At 65.1% G+C, this 17939-nt stretch carries 15 protein-coding genes; 7 read left to right on the top strand and 8 right to left on the bottom strand.

Going from position 1 to position 17939, the window contains the following annotated elements:
* The first annotated feature begins 6 nt into the window (after positions 1-6).
* Entirely contained in the window at positions 7-609 is a 603-nt protein-coding gene (locus CH290_RS27020; protein WP_141216177.1) for a hypothetical protein, read from the top strand.
* A complete protein-coding gene (locus CH290_RS27015; RefSeq protein ID WP_141216176.1) occupies positions 597-1556 on the top strand; it encodes a hypothetical protein in 960 nt (319 codons plus the stop codon). Before CH290_RS27020 ends, CH290_RS27015 begins: the two co-directional genes overlap by 13 nt.
* Here CH290_RS27015 and CH290_RS27010 read toward each other — a convergent pair.
* Complete coding sequence (locus CH290_RS27010) at positions 1546-2145, bottom strand: methyltransferase family protein (protein WP_033188235.1); 600 nt, start codon at positions 2143-2145, stop codon at positions 1546-1548. The two genes, CH290_RS27015 and CH290_RS27010, sit on opposite strands and share 11 nt — an antisense overlap.
* Positions 2146-2216: 71 nt before the next feature.
* Here CH290_RS27010 and pgfA point away from each other — a divergent pair, with 71 nt between their 5' ends.
* The 4 genes from pgfA to CH290_RS26990 all read left to right on the top strand — a co-directional run bounded on the left by pgfA (position 2217) and on the right by CH290_RS26990 (position 6759).
* Complete coding sequence (pgfA, locus tag CH290_RS27005; RefSeq protein ID WP_052083007.1) at positions 2217-3257, top strand: cell envelope lipid trafficking protein PgfA; 1041 nt, start codon at positions 2217-2219, stop codon at positions 3255-3257.
* Positions 3250-4386: an acyl-CoA dehydrogenase family protein gene (locus tag CH290_RS27000; protein WP_230620864.1), complete on the top strand. Its 1137-nt coding sequence runs from the start codon at positions 3250-3252 to the stop codon at positions 4384-4386. The genes pgfA and CH290_RS27000 overlap by 8 nt, the downstream gene beginning before the upstream one ends.
* A 114-nt stretch (positions 4387-4500) precedes the next feature.
* Positions 4501-4713, top strand: a complete 213-nt coding sequence (locus CH290_RS26995; RefSeq protein ID WP_033188236.1) for a hypothetical protein — start codon at positions 4501-4503, stop codon at positions 4711-4713.
* Between the two features lie 174 nt (positions 4714-4887).
* Positions 4888-6759 (top strand): hypothetical protein, encoded by a 1872-nt coding sequence (locus CH290_RS26990; RefSeq protein ID WP_141216175.1) that lies wholly within the window; start codon positions 4888-4890, stop codon positions 6757-6759.
* Positions 6760-6835: 76 nt separating this feature from the next.
* Here the strand turns inward: CH290_RS26990 and CH290_RS26985 are convergent, their stop codons facing one another.
* Both CH290_RS26985 and CH290_RS26980 read right to left on the bottom strand, forming a co-directional pair.
* Positions 6836-8254, bottom strand: a complete 1419-nt coding sequence (locus tag CH290_RS26985; RefSeq protein ID WP_033188237.1) for a GTPase — start codon at positions 8252-8254, stop codon at positions 6836-6838.
* Positions 8251-10185: a dynamin family protein gene (locus CH290_RS26980; RefSeq protein ID WP_052083009.1), complete on the bottom strand. Its 1935-nt coding sequence runs from the start codon at positions 10183-10185 to the stop codon at positions 8251-8253. Before CH290_RS26980 ends, CH290_RS26985 begins: the two co-directional genes overlap by 4 nt.
* Positions 10186-10508: 323 nt before the next feature.
* On the opposite strand from CH290_RS26980, the gene CH290_RS26975 reads away from it, so the two are divergent.
* Positions 10509-11825 (top strand): DUF7373 family lipoprotein, encoded by a 1317-nt coding sequence (locus CH290_RS26975; RefSeq protein WP_170947512.1) that lies wholly within the window; start codon positions 10509-10511, stop codon positions 11823-11825.
* Between the two features lie 187 nt (positions 11826-12012).
* Here CH290_RS26975 and CH290_RS26970 read toward each other — a convergent pair whose 3' ends face one another.
* The 5 genes from CH290_RS26970 to CH290_RS26950 form a co-directional block, all read right to left on the bottom strand.
* Positions 12013-12570: an RNA polymerase sigma factor gene (locus CH290_RS26970; RefSeq protein ID WP_033188238.1), complete on the bottom strand. Its 558-nt coding sequence runs from the start codon at positions 12568-12570 to the stop codon at positions 12013-12015.
* A gap of 168 nt (positions 12571-12738) precedes the next feature.
* A complete protein-coding gene (locus tag CH290_RS26965; RefSeq protein ID WP_052083010.1) occupies positions 12739-13176 on the bottom strand; it encodes a hypothetical protein in 438 nt (145 codons plus the stop codon).
* A 109-nt stretch (positions 13177-13285) separates the two neighbouring features.
* Positions 13286-14395, bottom strand: coding sequence for a C39 family peptidase (locus tag CH290_RS26960; protein WP_052083011.1), 1110 nt, complete (start codon positions 14393-14395; stop codon positions 13286-13288).
* Positions 14396-14526: 131 nt separating this feature from the next.
* Positions 14527-15711, bottom strand: a complete 1185-nt coding sequence (locus CH290_RS26955) for a RodZ family helix-turn-helix domain-containing protein (protein ID WP_176460154.1) — start codon at positions 15709-15711, stop codon at positions 14527-14529.
* A 228-nt stretch (positions 15712-15939) separates the two neighbouring features.
* Complete coding sequence (locus tag CH290_RS26950) at positions 15940-17919, bottom strand: Hsp70 family protein (RefSeq protein WP_052083012.1); 1980 nt, start codon at positions 17917-17919, stop codon at positions 15940-15942.
* Positions 17920-17939: the final 20 nt, after the last annotated feature.

Below are 17939 nucleotides of genomic sequence, written 5' to 3'. Positions count from 1 at the left end.
GGTTCGGTGCAGGACGCTGCCGCCGCAGCGAAGACTGTCGATGATCCCGAGTTGCGTGCCAGTGTCTTCCTCGATGCGCTGGACATTCCGTTCGTCCGACCGTGGTCGATCGACCAATTTGTTGCCGAAGTCGGGTTCAAGATCGGCCGGGTGATTGTGGTACTCGACCTACCCGACGATCTCAGTGAGAGCGGTGAAGTATCAGGCTTCTGGGTACGGACTGCCCCGGTTGACGTCATTTATGTTCGCATCGATGTCGATCCGCTGTTCAAAGAACAATGCATTCTCCATGAGGTCGCCCACATACTTCTCGGACACGAAGCCGACATCGTCGTGACGGAGGCAATTCTCACCGAGTCGTTCATGCGAATGGCACCAGCCATCCCCAGAACAATGATCAATGCCCTCGCTGAGGAACAGCGCAGCAAGGTCTGTTTCACCCGAGTTCCGGACTTCCTGCAGCCAATCGAGGCAGAGGCCGAATGGCTGGGGACAGTCATGCTCGCTCGCGCCGATGCACTGCGCAAGCCCTTCTACCCCAGGGGAATAGACCCGAAAGATGAAGAGACCTTGCGGAGGGTGGCCACAATTTTTGGGTGGCAGATGTGAGCCTTTTCGCCGAAGCAATCATCCCTGTTGTCCTGCTGCTGTTCTCTCTTCAACGACTCCCCATGTTCAGGTCGAAGCCGAAAACGCGGCCAATGACAGTCCTATTGTTGACGCTCAGCACGGCGCAGTTCTTTCGAATTCACGCCCTCGCCGACGACAAACTCGACCCTGTGTTCCACAGCGTCACCGGTCTGTGGAATATGTCGGTACTGATCGCTCAGGCCCTTGCGGTCTGCGCCGCAACCCAGTTGGTCGGGATTGTCGCCCATTCCACTCAAAGGAACTTTCCTCGCCCCTATCGCTATGGGCTCAGTGCGGCATTGATGGTGGCATTGGTCATCACTTTCCTCCTCTCGCCCGCACCAACCAGGCCGACCTACTACCTCAGCCAAACGTTCGTTGCCGAAGGATGGATGCTCGTCTACTGGGTCATCTTTCTCGGGAGCCTGTCGCTGTGTGTGACAGTACCGCTCTACTTGTTGGTCCGAATGGCGTGGATCGTGAAGACCGGTGAGCTCGCAAGAGTTCTCGTCGGAGCTGCACTCGCGTGTGCGATGGTCTTGCTCTACGCAGTGCATAAGATCGCATACCTTGTTGCGTTCGGACGGAACGTCGATAACTGGTACACCCAGCACACGGTGCAGATCTCGCTATTCCTCATCATGTCCCCACTACTTTTCGCGGGTTACGTCGCCTGGGTTTATGTCTGGACTTCGTTGCTGCCTCGCATTCAACGTTATCGACGCATTGTGTCGTACATGGAGCGGTGGCAGACCTTGGCGTCTCAAAGCAACGCCATCCTCGCCGAAAACTTGATACCAAGCTCCAAGCGCGCAGCGTGGCGCGCCAGCCGTAACTCAGTAGCGTCTACCCGACTGATGGTCGAAATGGTCGACGGCGAGGCTGTTGCAAGCCAGGTCTCGACCGTAATGGGAGCTAAAAAATGAAAGGCACCAATCGTTTCGAGCGCAACACGTACTCGGCGTACCCGGCTCCCAGTCCCTCAAGCATCGCAGCTTCCTCCGACGGGATTCGGTGGACATATCCGTTGACCAGAAACGCGACCATGGCGGGAGAAAGCCAGTTCCCGTACGCGACGCAGAAGCCGAGTGCGCAGACCAATGCCCCGGTGTACGACGGGTGGCGAATAAGCCGATATGGCCCCGTTTGCACCACCGGCTGCTCGGGGTGCGTGTGGACTTTGAAAGTGAATGACTCTCCAAGTTCGCGCGCTGCGGCCAGTCTGAGTGCCTGTCCAAGCGCTGCGGTGGTCAGTCCTGCCACGAACACCGTTCGTCGACGACCGGTGCAAACAGTGGCTGACGAGGCCACGCTGAGGAGAAGGCCCCCTCCGTACGAGACCACCAGACCGCGACCGACGGCCCGGCCCGAGCCGCGGTCTCGATTCACAGAGCCCACGCGCGGCTTCTGCTTGCTCATCTTGTATTCCGACCACACAAAGCCAGCAAACGCCGTTGCGAGCGCTGCACCCGCCGGACGACTGGTCACGAAAAAGGGCAGCTTCCTGGCGTTCACGCGACATAGCTTCTCAGATCCCGAACCCGCCCGGAGCACCAAATGCACCGGCCAACTTTGAGGACGACCACATGACCACGGCGACACGACCCGTCAAAGGACTGGCACTGGTGGGCGTTGGCGCGTTTTTGGCCGCAGCGTCAGCAACGATGGCCTTCTACATGGCTCCGAACCTCGTGAAGACCCCACTCGACGGCGATTCGGCGACGGTCGCTACTGGTACCGCAACCTTGTTGGATACCGAAGCACTCATTCAGGGCGTCTCAAAGGTCGACCGTGATGTTCCGATCCGTGTGCTGCAGCAAGTCACTGTCGAGGATCCCTCGGACGGTAACAAGATCACGATGCAGTCTGCCGTATTGCTCCAGCGAGAGGACAGGCCGGGAGAACGAGGTACGGTCAATGCCACTGTCGACAGGTTCACCGCCGACCGTAGATCGGCGATGCCGCTGGATGATCCGATCGGATCTATTCAGAAGTACGTCGACCAGCCCGCCGACGAGGTCACGCACGACGGGCTCTCCCTCAAGTTTCCTTTCGACGTCGAACAACGGTCGTATCCGTATTTCGACACAACGGCACGTCGAAGCCAGGCGATCGACTTCGCCGGCGAAACGACCATCCACGATTTGGACGTATACCGGTTTGAACAGGACATCGCGCCCCTCGATACGGGCGGGAAGCTGACACTCCCCGCATCATATTGGGGCATCGAAGGCGATGAAGAGATCCTGATGCACAGGTTCTATACGGCGCGGCGCGAGTTGATGGTCGAACCTACGACAGGTGCAGTGGTTTTCGGTAAACAAACCGTGCACCAGTATTACGGTCGGACAGCCGCCGACCCGAACGCGGTCACGATCATCGAGATGTCCCCACAACTCGATACGAAGACTGTAGAGGCCCAAGTCCAACGGGCTGCAGAGTCGAAGCGCCTTGTGGAATGGGTCGAGCTGTACGGCCCACTTAGCGTAGGGGCTGTCGGTCTCGGTGCACTGACAACGGGATTGGTACTGCTTCGGCGCAAGGGCGCAGAAGGACATACAAGCTCGACAGGCGAGGTCGACAACAGCGCGCCTCACACATATGAGGAGGCGAACGTCAGTGAGTAAGAAACCAGATCCCGAACCAGCAATGGGCAAGCAAGCAGCCGACGCGACTGATTGGATCGATGAGGCGAAAAAGCTGAGCACTCGTTTACTGGAACCGGCTGCTGCACAGGTTGATCAAAGCGCAACAATCCCCCCTACACATTTCGACGAACTAGCCGAGCAAGGATTCTATGGAGTCGCTCTGGGCAGTGACAATCCCTTGCAGACACTGTCTGCGGTGGGAGAAATTCTGGTAAGCGGTTGCCTGTCAACGGCGTTCGTTTGGGCGCAGCACCATGGAACCCTGCTCAGACTCGCCACGTCGCGCAATCAAGCCCTCAAAGAACGGTACCTGCCCGGTTTACAAATGGGTTTGGTCCGCGCGGGAGTGTCAGGTGGGGGTTACGCCGCACCTCAGCGTCCCTTGATCCAGGCTCACCGGACCTCGGACGGCTACTCGATCGAAGGGTCGGCGCCATTCGTGACCGGGTGGGCTTTCGTCGACGTCCTGGGAGTTTCTGCATACGACGAGAAAAATGACGAAACGGTGACGTTCCTTGCGCCTGCATCGATGGACTCCGGACTGTCGGCGATGCGACTAGATCTGGCGGCGGCCAACGCTTCTCACACTGTCGCAGTAGATTTCGACGGCTATCACGTCGACGAGACCGATGTAATGCATGTCGCGCGACGAGTTCGAAGCAGACAAGGAAGCATGTCAATGCTTGATCGAGCGATTGTTCGTATCAACGGATCGCTTGCCCTGGGACTAGCCCGTCGAAGCCTCACGGCTCTGGACGCGTCGGGGCATGGCAGTCAGACAATGGCCAACAAGTTCACCGCAGTCAAGAACTCATTGGATCGAGCTGTTAGCGACACAAGTGTTGACATCCACGGCGCGCGTGCGCAGGCCGGTCGCTTCGCCGTCGACGCATCGACTTACTACACGGCTGTCACTGGTAGTCGAGCCGTGCAACGTGGAGAAGTTGCCGAGCGCACCGCCCGTGAGGCAAATTTTTCGCTCGTCTGTGCCACTACGGCTGAAATCAGGGCTCAAGTACTGGCTGGTGTCTTGCACCAGCAGCAGTCGCAGGTGCTTCGGTCCGCTCTTTCTGAACAGTCGTCAGTAGACGAGGGCGCGGTGAATTAATGACATGGATGTTATTTCCCGCATTTTGTCGGCGTGTCACAGCGGCTCGAAATTGATTCTGGTTCAGGATAGACATCGGTTGGGACCGAAGACGTAGACGAAGGAGGCCATGCCATGCCGATGCCCAGTAAAGGTGACCGGACGTCGCTGACTGTCCGGCTCCCGTCAGAGCTTATTGACACGCTCAAGGCACAGCGGAGTTCGGCTGGCGCGACATCTCTAAGTCAATACGTCGCTGATCTCATCGCGATCGCCAGCGACCGTGAAGATCTGGCGCGCGAGCTAAATGGCGCGCATGAGCAGGGGGTGCTGCCCCTGACTGCGTAGCCGTTTTGACCTGAACCGACATTCGGGTCATACGTTCAACTGAATCTACGCAGCACCACGAAGACGACAAAAGCCCCCGGCGTGCGGGCCGAGGGCTTTCGAAGTCGGAGAAGCGAGTGACTAGCTCGCTACTCGTGTTTGGTGCTCTTCCCCGAAGGGACTGTCTTGGCGGACATGTCTCAGGGTACATCGCGCCCTGAAGTAGGTACAAGATTTAACGCTCGTGTCGTCGCTCCGGAAGCGACTCCGGACCGGTTGTGGCGTCGTTTCGCGCCGGTTCTGGCGGCACGCAACTCGATGCGGCTCTACGACCCGACCCTGCGAAAATACGGGTCGGCGGGCCCGCTGACGGTCAAGCGGCCAGCGCTACCGGCTGCCGTACCGCTGTTCCTTCGCGGGCGCGCTCGCGTCGTGGCGTTGGACTTCGATACCAAAATCCACGGTCACACAGCTGTCGTCGCCGATGTGCAGCGAGTCTTGGAGTGGTTGACCGACTGCGGCGGCCGTGCGGTCGTCGACCGATCCACCAGTGGTGGACAGCATGTCTTGATTCCGCTGGCCCCGGGCCAGACGGTCTCCGTCGACGAGATCAAACCACTACTCCGCCAACTCTCTGTGCGGCTGCCCACACTCGACATCACACCGATGACGAACGCAAAGACCGGTTGCATCACCGTGCCCGGCTCGTCCTGCAAAGAAGGCGGCCATCGCGAGCTCGTCGACCTAGACCCCGCCGCCGCATTCGACGTCCTGACTGTCGGCTCCGCCGCCGGCACCCTGACCCGCCTCGAAGCTCTCCTCGGCGGAACCGGCCGTCCGGCCACCAGCCCGGTGGATACACACATCCGCCTCGAGACGGTCACCGAACGCGTCCTCGGCGCCGGCGACGCCGCGCGCCTGCACCCGCGTTTCTGCCGCTCCGCGGCCCCGCCGCGCAGCGTCGCCGACTTCGCCGCCACCGGCCGCCTCGACACCAGCCGCTGGCCGTCCCGCTCGGAAGCGCGGCAATCGGTCATCGCGCACGCCGTCCTCGCCGGCGCCAGCGCCGCCGACATCCTCACCCGCGCCCAGGCGCCCCACTGGGCCGGCGTGCGCGCCGCCTACGCCCACTACGCCCAACCGGCGCGCGCTATCCGCCGCGACACCGCCCGCGCCCTCGACTGGGCCGCATCGACCCTCCCCGATCCAGTTCGGGATACCGGGCACAAGCAAAAGCACACAGGGGGTACCTACGATCCCGTTCTTCGTTCATGGCTTACCCACGCGCAAACCTGGGTTACATCGGAGTTCTCTCACCGGCGTGACCGTTGGACTACTCATGCCGTTGTTCAAGCCCTGGCATGGGCCGCAGCAGTGTCGGGACAGATCATCGAAGGCGTACCGACAGTCGGAGTAGGAGGACGGTCACTGTCGATCGCCGCAGGGATGCTTCCCGAATCGACGGTGTGGTCGGTGCTGGAGCGACTGCGGGATATGGAGGGGGCGCCGGTGCTGCTGATCGAGCGCGGTGTCGGGCAGAACCCTGATCGGTACGCCCTTGTCCTCACCCCGGCTGGACGAGTGGCCGCCGCTCCTGAGGTCGCTGCGGGCGCGGCGGAGGTCGAGTCGGTACACCCAGCGTGGAGCGTCATCGGATGGCGCCACCGCATCCTCTACGACGCCGTGAGCGCGGCATCGGAACCGATGACTCCGGAAACCCTGTTCAGCGCGGTCGGGATCGGGCGCACCAGTGGCTACGAAGCTCTGATGGATCTGCGGATCGCCGGCCTGCTCACGGTCGAGAACACCCAGGTGAGTGTCGGGTCGGTGGACCTCGACGACATCGGCCACCGACACGGCCTCACCACTGCGGTCCGTGCCCGGATCGTGCGTCACCGCGCCGAACGGATCGTGTGGCGGGAATGGCTCGCCGCCCGTGAGGAGGCCCGAACACCGCCGGAACCGGACCTGGCACTGTTCACCGTCCCCGACGAGAATCCTGTCGACGTGCTCGAGCCGGAGTACATCGCCGCGGTGATGAACACCGGGCCACCCGATCCGTTCTAGCGCAGGTCGCGGGGGAACGGCCGCACGACCGGTACCGGGTGCTTGCACGCCATCCGACCTGTTGGCGGTGCTGGGGTCAGCGGCTCAGGAGCCCGTAGGTATGGATCAGCGCGACCAGCGCGGCGTCTTCGGCGGCGGTGAAGGTCGACAGGGCTTGGGTGTGCGCCCAGGTGAGCTTGCTGTGGGCGGCGGCGCGGATCTTGTCGGGGCCGGCGGAGGGGGAGAGGCCGAGTTTGGTGGCCGGGGTCGGGTGTTCGACCAGGCGTCGTAGTTCTGCGGTGACCGGTGAGGCCGGGTCGGCGCCCAGCATCGCTTCGAGGTGCCCGAACAGCACCACGGTGTGCAGGGCCGGGTCCGAGCGCAGCCGGTCGACGATGTCGCGGATCTGCTCGCGTTCGGGGCGGGTGTAGGCGAGGCGGTCGAGTTCACCGAGGATGCGGTGGGCACGTTTGACGGCCGCGAACATCCCCAGATGCGCCGAGAGGATGCGGTGCAGCGCTGCAACCCCGGAAGACGCGACGAGCCACTCGTTGAGCGCCGCTGCACCTGCTGCGGCGATGTCCCGGCCGTGTAGAACCCCGTACTCACCGAGCAGATCGACCAATCGTCCGCGCAGCTGCGGCGGCACGAGCGCTTCGTCGTCGGAGTCGAGCAGGTCGATCAGATCGAACGGCGCGATACCAGCAAGGGCGTGCAGGGCGCGGGCGTCGGCTTCGGTGAGTGCGCCGGTGTGCGAGGTCTCGGCGAGCAACCCGGCGACCGGGACGACCGTCATCACCGTGTCCGCGAGCTGCCCAGCCAGCCGCGCTGCATGTTCGGCCGCGTGCTGAAGGGGATCACGAACCCCGAGTGCCCCTTCTCCGAAGCCATCGGCGCGCGAGAGAACTCCGAGGGTGGTGAGCGGGGTGAACCCGAGCTGACGGAGAAAATCGATCTCGTCGGCGCGGGGAGCGCCGTCGAACAGGAACACCGCAGCGTCCGCATCGACCGAGGCGGTGCGGGTCTGCTCGAACCCGTCGATGAGCACCCGCCGGGTACGGGCCTCGTTCTCGGCCGTCAACGTCGCCAACCCGGGGGTGTCGACGAGGGTGTAGTCGCGGATCGCCGCCGAGGGCAGCCACCGGTGCAGGTAGGCGATCTGTTGCGGAGCCACCGGAAGGTCGGTGACGGCGCCGCGGTCGGTCGGCACCGGCGCCCTCCTGTTGTCGAGCAGGACCGCTTCGGCGCGTGCGGGAGCGCCTTCCTGATACACCGAGACGATGGTGGTTGCTTCCAGTGCGGCGGTGTCGGCGACCTTGGCCCTGATGAGTGCGTTGACCAGTGTCGACTTACCGGCTTTGAGGCGGCCGACGATCACGATCCGCGGCGGTGACCACAACAGGGCGCCGATGCGGTTGGCGTGGACTGCGGTCTCGGGGTCCAGGGCTGCGAGAGCGTGCAGGGCGCGGTCGAGTCCGGCGCGGACCGGATCGAGCGGTGGCTGCGGCGCGGTCACGGGCGCACCTCCGCCGGCTGCGCCGAAGGTGTCCCGGTCCCGCCGGGTGGGGCGGCGGGGGCGGTGAGCTCGGCGATGAGGGCTTCGGCGCGGGTGATGTTGCCGCTGACCACTTTCAGGTTGTTTTCGAGGCGGGCCAGTTTCTTCTCCCGTGTCGCCGAATCGGAGCGGGCACTGTCCTCGGCGTCCTTGATCTGCTTTTGCAGCAGCGCCGTCGAGGATTTGAGGTGTTCGCGGTAGCGGATGACGATGTCCGGGCGCGCCAACGCCAGCGCCCCTTCGAACATTCGCGCCGCAGTGGTTTTCGTCGCTGTCGTGGTTTCTCGCATCCAGGTCAACAAGTTCGTCTTTCCTGCGCGCATCGCCCGGAATCCGAGATTGACTCCCACCCAGGCGATTCCGACGACCGCACCGACGCCGATGACGGTGGAGACACCGACGATGCCGCCGAGCATCGACGAGCCCATCACGCCCATGGTGAGCATCGACGGATCGAGCAGCCCTTGTCGTTTCCCGGCGACCGAATGGGTCTCGATCCCGCGACCGGCGAAGGTCTCCGCGACCTTGGTGTAGATGCCGTCCCATACCACCTCGGAGTCGAACCGCGGTTCGACGATGGTGGTGCGGAGCTGGGAGAGGAACACCTCCATCGACCCGGCCAACGCCGACTGGAAGTCCCGCTCCATCTCGGCGGTGAAGTGCTGCGGATTGCGCCGCAGGACTTCCATGCCGTTCTTGTTGATCCGCGTGGTCCACTTCTCCCGGATCTCGTCCAGACGCCGGTCGAGTTCGTCGGTGGCGGATTGGCGGATCAACGTCAGATCGCGTTGGAGGTACTGCTCCCACTGCTGCGCATGATCTTTGAGCTCCCCAAGTTCGTCGAGTTGCGCGGTCAGGTCCGGAACGAGGCGGTCGGCGTCGGTGATCGCCGAGATCTGCACCCCGAGATCCTCTGCGAGAGTCCGCAGCCCTCCGATCGCGGTCCGTAACCCGCTTGCCGCCGGAAGCTGATCGGCGACAGCAAGTTTGGCATCGATCAGCGAGCGCAGTGCGGTGATTCCCGAACGTGCCTCGGCGCTCTCGCGCGCCGGTCCGGGATTCATCTCGGCGGCCACCACCGCCCGTAGACTCGAGACCCCGAGGACGGGGATCTCGCGCCCGAGATGCTCACGCAGCAGTGCCGTGTTCTTCTTCACGATCGGTTTCCACCGGCGCACGTTCTTGTCGGTTTTCGTCACCGCCACGATGAGTGCTTCCACGCCGGCGCCGGCGGAGGTGATGAACTCCATCTCCGGTGCGGTCAGTGGCGTGGAGGCATCGCACACGATGACCACCACGCACGCCTGGGCTAGGCCGGCTGTAGCGAGAGCGGCGTAGGTGGGGTCCAGACCCCCGACACCGGGGGTGTCGATCACGGTGGTGGCGCCCATGCGGTTGCCGGGCACCGACACCACTGCCCGCGTCGGGAGTTCGGTGGCCCGGGCGTCCTGCACACGGGCGCCTTCGCACGAGACCCAGTCCGCGAGCTCGGCATGCGCGATACTCTCGCTGCGGTCCGGGTAGATCAACTCCGCACCCGCACCCGCACCCGCACCCGCACCGCCCAGGCCGGAGCCGGTGTCGGTGTCGGTGTCACCGTTGGTGAACGACAGGGTCGTCGAGGTCGTCACATCGACCCCGACCGGGGAGCCGTCGCGGTACCCGACAAGGGCATTGACGAGAAAGCTCTTGCCGCGCTTGACTTCCCCGACAACCACGACAGTGCGGGTGCGGTGCTCGGCGGCGCGTGCGTCGGCGATATCGGCGATATCGGCGTAGTCGAACGGCCGCAGAATCTTGGTGGTGATGGTCCCCAGCAACGCGGCAGCCCGTTCGATCGCCGGTACAGTGCGTTCGGTTGGTGGGGCGGGGGCAGCTGCCGATTCGCTCATGCTCGTGTTCTCGCCCTTTCTCCGTCGTCGATGGTGTTCGCCCAGCCCCGCGCGTCTTCGGGGGCGTGGGGTGGCCGGGTCAGACTGTAACCCGCATACCGCAGCGCAGCTCGATGCATCCCCGGGCCCGTTCTCATCCTCGCGCACCGGCAAGGGGGCGTGGCAGTGACCGATCGTCGGGGTGGGGTGCGGTGGCGGCTGCGGGAACCTTTTCCCGGTCCGGCCGCATCCAACTGTCAGTGACACCGACACCCACCCTCACCCCCGCACCCCCCTGAAGGTTCGGTGGTCGGGCGGATTCCCCTAGTGAAAGGATCTTCCGCGTGCGTTCGAGAACATCGCCGAGACAACCACAGCCGAGACAACCATGGCTGAAACGAGCAGCGGCGCTGCTGTGCGCTGGAGCGGTCCTGGCCGCGTGCGGCACCGACGACGGCAGCGTCGACGGTGAGCCCGTCGCGAAATCCGGCGGCGACTCCAGCAGCTCGAGCAGTGCGGTGGATCCGGCAGCCCTGGACACCGGTGACTACCCGACCAGCCCCGCACCGGAATTCGGGCGCGCAACCGACGAGAACATCCTCGACGTCGAAACTCAACGCCTCGCCGAGTTCGTCGTGGCACCGTTCGAGGTCGATCCCACCCTGGTGTCGGTGAAGATGCCCACCATGGTCATCCGCAGCTCGCAAAACCTCGGCGTCGTTCTCAACGGCGGCGCACCGGACATCGCCAAGAACAACGGCCTGCTCTACGGCTACGTCTCCACCGCCGCGACCCCGACCGCTGCGGTGACCGATCCGTCCAAATCGGTGGTGCAGATGGTGCTGCGGTTCACCACTGCTGACGGCGCCGCAGCGGCCGCGCAGCAGATCCACACAGACCTGACCACCGTCGACTCCGACGACACCGGCCTCGACACCCCGGAAACCATCGCCATCCTGCCCAACACCCTCGTCTCGACGTCCGAGCACAGCTTCGACGCCGGCCCCACAGTGTCGGTGAACGCCCTCACCGCACACAACGATTACCTGCTCTACACCTACGCCAGCGCCCCCGCCGATCAGAAGGACTGGACCGCGCAAGCCGTTGCGACAGCGCTCGAGCAGCAGGGTCCGTTGATCGATCAGTTCCCGGCGCAGCCGACCAAAGAGCAGAACGGCGGTCAGGGAGCAGAGTTCCCGATGATCGATCAGGACAAGATCCTCATCTACGCCCTCCCCGAAGAAGACGCCCAAGCCCAGTCCGGCAACGACATGGCCTCCTACGGACCGCGCGGAATGGCGCACCGCTCGACGAACCCGCCGCTGACCTACCGCGTGCTCGAGGAGACCGGCTCCGAGCACAACGCGGTCTACAAGACCACCGTCTACCGCGCCTCCGACGACGACGGCGCGCAGAAGATCGTCGACGAGTTCTACAACGACCTGACCTCCCAGGGCTACGCCGACGCCCCCACCCCGCAGGGCCTGCCCGATGCGGTGTGCGTGGCCAAGGACACCGTGGGCGGTACTCAGGACTACTGCATGGTCACCGTCGGCCGCTACGTCGGCGAAGCCTCCGGCCTCGACAACAAGATCGATGTCGATCAACAGATCAGCGCCCAGTACCTGATCCTCGAACAAGCAGACCAGGACGCCGCATAATTCGCTCGTACGCTCCGCCGACAGCGACAGAGCCGTACACCGCAGAGCCGTCAGGTATACCCCGCCCAGGGTGTCCACCGGGCGGCTCTGCTGCTGTCTACGCCGAGAGGCTGCGGGAGCCTGGCCAGGAAGGACTCGCGGCCGGCGCGATCCGGCGAAGGGGCGACGGGCTCGCCCGGCGATTCGGTCAGATGCCGGGATCGAGGCTGTCGATCTCCGGTGCGAGCAGGCCCGCGAGTTGTTTCCGGGCCCGGTGAATGCGGGTCTTGACCGTCGCCACCGACACACCTTGATGTTCGGCGATGTCCGCATACGGCAGGTCGGCGAATTCGGCGAGCACGATCGCCACCCGGAAGTCCTCCGGGAGTTGATTCAAGGCGTGCTGCACGACCGCGGTGGTGACGATGTGATCGTCGAAGCGGGGACGAGCGTCTACGAGCTCGATACCCGGCTCGTCGGTGTCGACGTCGAGACTGTCCACCGGTTTGCGGCGGCGCACGACCGCGAGGGCGGCATTGGCGGCGATGCGGTGCAGCCAGGTGTTGAACCGGGCGTCACCGCGGAACTTGTGCAGGTTCTGCCAGGCCGCGGTGATGGCGTCCTGCAGCGCATCTTCCGCGTCGTGGGTGTTGCCGGTGATCTGCAGGCACACATGCCAGGCGTGAGTACGGTAGCGGCCGACGAGGTCGGCGAACGCCCGGTGATCGCCCAGACGGCAGGCAGCGATCAGTTCGGTCTCGCTCATCTACCCCCCGATCCGTACCTCGCACCCAGCTCTAGTAGGTGAACCCTGCGTGCCCGCGCGCGGCACGATTTCCGCGGCGCGGAGAAATAGTACCCATCGGTAGGTACCGGGCAGGGCTGAGCATGCTCGCAGCCACGCGGACGTCCGCACGCGCGTGGAATGGGCGGGTCAGAGTAGGTCGTCGCCGGGGTGGCCGCCCGGGCCGCTCGGGTCGAGGTGACCTGCCGGATCGATCTCTCCTGCACCCATGTCGCCAAGACCCGTGTCGCCGAGACCGGTGCCCGGGTCGATGTCCAGCTCGTCGCCGGAATCGATGTGGCCGACATCGTGGTCACCGTCATCGCCGTGGTGCCCATCCTGACCTGTGCTGCCTGCATCGTCGTCGCGGTCGGCATCGGCATCGGTGTCGTCGAGCAGGATGCCGAGATCGAGATCGTTGTCATCCGCCACGACCGGGAGATCGTCCTGTTCGGGAACGAGATCGGCGTCGACGGCGGCGTCGGGGTCGAAGGCGGCCGCGAGGGTGCGCTCCCAGACCTCGTCGGGTAGCGGCGGCAGATCACCGGTGAGGTCGCGCAGCGTCGGGGACGGCTGATCGTCGGTCATCGTTCACCTCGCTGATCGTCGTGTCGCTGGTACCGGGGTGTCGTCGGTACCGGGGGTGTGGTCCGCGTTCGGTGCGGCCGGGTCTGGTGTGTTCATTGTGCCTGGTGGGTCACGGCCGCAGTGAGATGACCGTCGATCGCGTCGGCGTAGGCGCCGCGGCAGCCGAGGTCGATGTGGTTTCTGCGGTGGACGGGTTCTCCGGCGGCGCTGTGGGAGCGGCGGGGATCAGGTCGGGATCGGGGTGGTCGGCGACGAGCATCTGATTCCCGGAGTCGGCCCAGGCCTGCTCGAACTGTTCGATCGGAACTTCGAGATGACTGCCGTTCGGAACTCCGGGGTCGGAGAGGATCACCACGCCGCGTTCGTCGTCGATACCGGCGACGACCAGCACATGGTCGGGGGTGTTGTCCTCGGCGCCTTCGCGGCTGGGTTGCCAGATTTCCCCGGAGTCGACCATGGCGATGACGGCGTGCCCGTCGCCCAGGCGCGCGCGGAGGTCATCGAGCGATCCGGAGCTGATGGTGGCCGGGACGCCTTGGTCTTCGAGGAGTCGTTCGATGTCGGGCAACGTCATTCCGGCGGCCGGGTCCTCGGCGGAGAGCAACCCGAGTTCGACGGCGCGGTCGACCAGATGCTGCGGGTCGGTGATGTTCGCGCCGGTGTACTCCGCAACGAGCTGCCCGACGACCGCCGGACCGCAGTATCCGTCGACTTGTTGGTAGAACCAGTCGATCGTCCACTGCACCGGGTTGCCGTGCACCCCGCCATCGTTTCCGGTGTCCGAGGCAGCGGTGGCCTCCGGTTCGGGATCGGCACCGGTGTCGGGATCGTTGTCGTGGTGACGCGGGTTCGGTGCGCCGGCACGGTCGATGTTCGAGAGGTCGATGTCGAGTGCCGGGTTGCCGGTGAGCAGCGGACCGGGCGAGCGGTGTGGGATTGAATCGGTTTGCGCCGCAGCGTAATCGTTGGCGTCTCGGCTGCCGGGACGATCGGCGGGCTGGGGGCCGGCCGTGGGGTCTCCCTGATCGATCGGCACCGCATCGTCGCCGTACCGGGAGTCGTCGTCGTCGCGAGCAGCGCCGTCGTAAGGATTGGTGTCGTTGTACTGAGCGTCGTTGTACTGGGCGGTGGTGTCCCCGTACGGATCCGAGGTGATGGTCTCGGCGATATCGTCTGCGACCGCGAACGAGAACAGTGCGCCGTCATCGAACTCGTGCATCGGTCGGCCCCCAGAATCGATATGGATCAAGATGGATATGGATCAGCGGCTATAGGTCGGCGCCGCAGTGCCCTTCGGGTGAAGGACACTGCGGCACGGTGAATCTCGCGTGTATCTCGCGTGGTGCGGTCTCAGACGTCGGTGTCGACGCTGCTGTGCGGATCTGCGGTGTAGGTACCGGCCTGGGCGTGGTAGTGATCCTCCGCCGGAATCGCGGCTTCGAAGGCATCGATGCTGCCGAGGTCGGCGTCCGCACCCGTCACCACCGTGTCGAGCGATCCGTCACCGTCGGTGTCGACGCTGGCCAGATCGAAGCGGCCATTGGCATCGGTGTCGACGAGAGAGACATCGGTGTAGCCGTCGGCATCGGTGTCGACGATCGCGGTGTCGAAGCGGCCGTCGCCGTTCGAATCGAGCAACCGGGTATCGGCGTTGCCGTCGCCGTCGGAGTCGAGGAGCGTTTCGGAGATCAGGGATCCATCGATGGTGTCTTGGCGAACCGGCGCGCCGGTGGCCGGGTCGTGGAAGGTTGCGACATCGACACTGCCGTCGTCGTCGAGGTCTTCGGCGACGCGGATGGTGCCGTCGCTCTGCTGATCGGCCGCGGTCTCGTAGGTGCCGTTGACGTCGGTGTCCTGCTCGATCAGGGTGATCGAACCGTCCTCGTCGTAGTGAGTGATCGTGTCGATGCCGTCGACCCGGGAATGGGCCAGGTCGACACGGCCGTCGCCGTCGACATCACGCGCAGAGACGTAGGTGACCTCTCCGTCGGCGCCGATGGCCTCGTTCGCCGGCGACGATGCACCGGACCCCGCCGGCGTCGCGGCGGCCCCGCCCGATCCTGCCGTGGTGTCCGCACCCGTCGCTGTCACGGTCTCACCAGTGGGCGTGGGTACCGTGGCCGAGGTCGATGCCGCGCTCTCGCCGTAGGTGGCGGTCGACGGATCGGCAGTGACCTCCGTCGACGGCGCAGCCGCGCCAGAGGTGGGCGCAGCGGTGGCCGGCTCCGATGCAGTGGTCGACGCCGGGTCCGCCGCCGAGGAGTCAGAACCCGAGGTGCTGTTACTCGAGTCAGTGTCAGTGTCAGTGGTGGCGCCGGAAGTAGCAGGCACATCCGTCGAGGCCGATTCGGACCCGGAGTAGGCGGTGATGGTGGTGGCCTCGTTGATCTCGTCGATTTCGTCGGCGATGGCCTCGTTGACGGCGTCGACCTTGGCGTCGATGCTCGCGTTCGGATCAGTGGCGATCGCTTCGAGCTTGGCGTCGTACTCGGCGACGTCGGAATCGTCGTAGACGCTCTTGTCGTCGTTGTCCATGATGTGTCCTCTCGCAGGGGCGGGTCCGAGGGCATGTCTCTCGGCGTTGTGTTGCGGTCGATAGTTGGATGCACCCGGAACCGGAAAAGGTTCCCGCCGCCGAAGAAATCGGTGTGGACAGCCCGCCCACACGGTGCGCCTGCGAGTACGACAAAAGGGGTCTGCCAGCACCGTGCACGGTGCTGGCAGACCCCTCTCGGGTACGGCTTTCTGCGGAGTCGGCGGTACCTAGTTGATCAGTCCGGCGCGGCTGAGAAACGTTTTCGCGCCGTCCATTCCGACTGCGTCGCTGTAGTTGAGCATCACCCCGGTGGCGCCGTTGGCGTAGACGATGGAGTACGTATCGGCATAGCCCGGCCCGTACACAGCCGCTGCCGCGGTGCGGGCCACGTTCTCCACGATCTCGTTGTCAGCCACCGCGGTGTTGTTCTGATACCCCTGCCGCAGACCGAGGACGTCCTTCTTCGCTTCCCGCACGTCGACCGAGACAGTGATGTAGGAGGACATGCCGTCATCGTCGACGATGCCGCCCAGCAACGAACCCGCCTGGGACATCTGGCACTGCAGCTGCAGACCACCGTTCTCGGTTTCCCCGGTCTGCTTGCATTCGGACACTTCCGATCGCAGCGCGGGTGGAAGCGAGGCGATGACCGCTTCCTTCGTCGACGGCGGCGCCGTGCCTGCGGCGTCCCCGCCGGATGCGGCCGCGGGATCAGCACTCGCAGGTGCGGCAGAACTCGCCCCGGCAACTGTCGTCTCGGGGGTGTCGCCGCCGCGGCCGAGCAGAACGAAACTCGCTGCCGCGGCGACAGCGACAACAGCGACAGCGGCGCCGGCCAGCAGTCCCTTCGTACGCCCACTACCGGCCTTGGCCGGGCGCGGCGCCGGATCACCGTGCGGCCGCGTCGAACCGGCGGCGCCGCCGCTCTGGGCGGCAGGCCACGGCGACGCGAACGCCGCAGTCGAGGGCTGCTGTATCGGCGGCTCCGGGCGCATCGACGGGTCCACCGCCGGCGGTCCGGACTGGGCAGGGGCCTGCCTAGGTTGCGGGGCGCTGGTGCGTTCTCTGCTGGGTGCGGCCGCTGCGATGGCCCCTTGTGCTACTACGGTTTTCGGGTCGTCGAGGGTGGCGATCGGCCCGAGTGGGCGCAGCCGTTCGTGCACCGCGGGGATACGCGAGGATCCACCGGTGAGGTACAGCGCATTGAGCTGTCCGGGTTCGGTGACACCTGCGTCGAGCAACGTCGACCGTGTCAACGTCACCGCTTTCTCCAACACCGGTGCGATCAGTTCGTCGAGTTCGTCGCGGGTGATCTGGAAGCGTTCGGTGCGCCCGTCGCCGGCCACGGTGATCGTCGCCGACGGTGCTTCGGAGAGCAGCTCTTTCGCGCGTCGGATCGACTCGTCGAGCCCGTATCGAACATCGAGCGGCGCCCGGGTGCGCAGGAAGTCGAGCAGGTCCGGATCGCGGACGTCGAGTTGCTGATCGAGCCAGCGCCGCAGGTGCGCATCGAGGTTCTTACCACCCAGACCGTTGTCCCCGCGGGCGGCGACGATGTCGAAGCCGCCGCGCTCGGTGGCTTCGAGGACCGCGATGTCGAGGGTGCCGCCGCCGAAATCGAATACCGCGATCCGCGCACCGGGGGCGAGGGTGTGGGCGCGGGTGTAATAGTGCGCTGCTGCGCGGGGCTCGGACACCGTCGTCACCTGCGAGGGATGCAGGCCCACCTGCGCTGCCGCATCGAGCAGGACCTGGACTTCGCGCCGCGACCACGCTTCGGGGTGGGTCAGCACCAACACTCCGGGCCTGGTGCCGCCGTGCGCGGCAGCGGCGCGGGTGATCACCGAATCCAGCACCGCGGACACCGGTAGCGCGGCGGGAACGGTATGTCCGTTCACGGTCACCACGCCCTGACCGACGGCGCGTTTCGGGGCCGGGATGAACGCGGCCGGATTCGACTCGGCGCGATCGAGCGCGACATCACCGACGGCGATACGGTCGGGGGATTCGACGAACACCGACGAGGACATCGTCGTGCGATTGTGCGAGAGCATCAGCGTCTCCACGGCGCCGCTGATCGGGCTCGTGTGCGCGGCGGCGGTGTTCGAGGTGCCGAAGTCGATACCGAGAGTCCACTCACGTGGCGCCATCACCGAGCCGCCCTCGTCGCAGCCTGCTCGGGTGGGCGCCTCAGCGCCCGTTCGCACCTGTCCATCTGTATCCGCCC

This window comes from Rhodococcus sp. 06-156-4 (assembly GCF_002259345.1).
Taxonomy (GTDB): domain Bacteria; phylum Actinomycetota; class Actinomycetes; order Mycobacteriales; family Mycobacteriaceae; genus Rhodococcoides; species Rhodococcoides fascians_E.
This window is presented reverse-complemented; position numbering and strand designations above follow the sequence as displayed.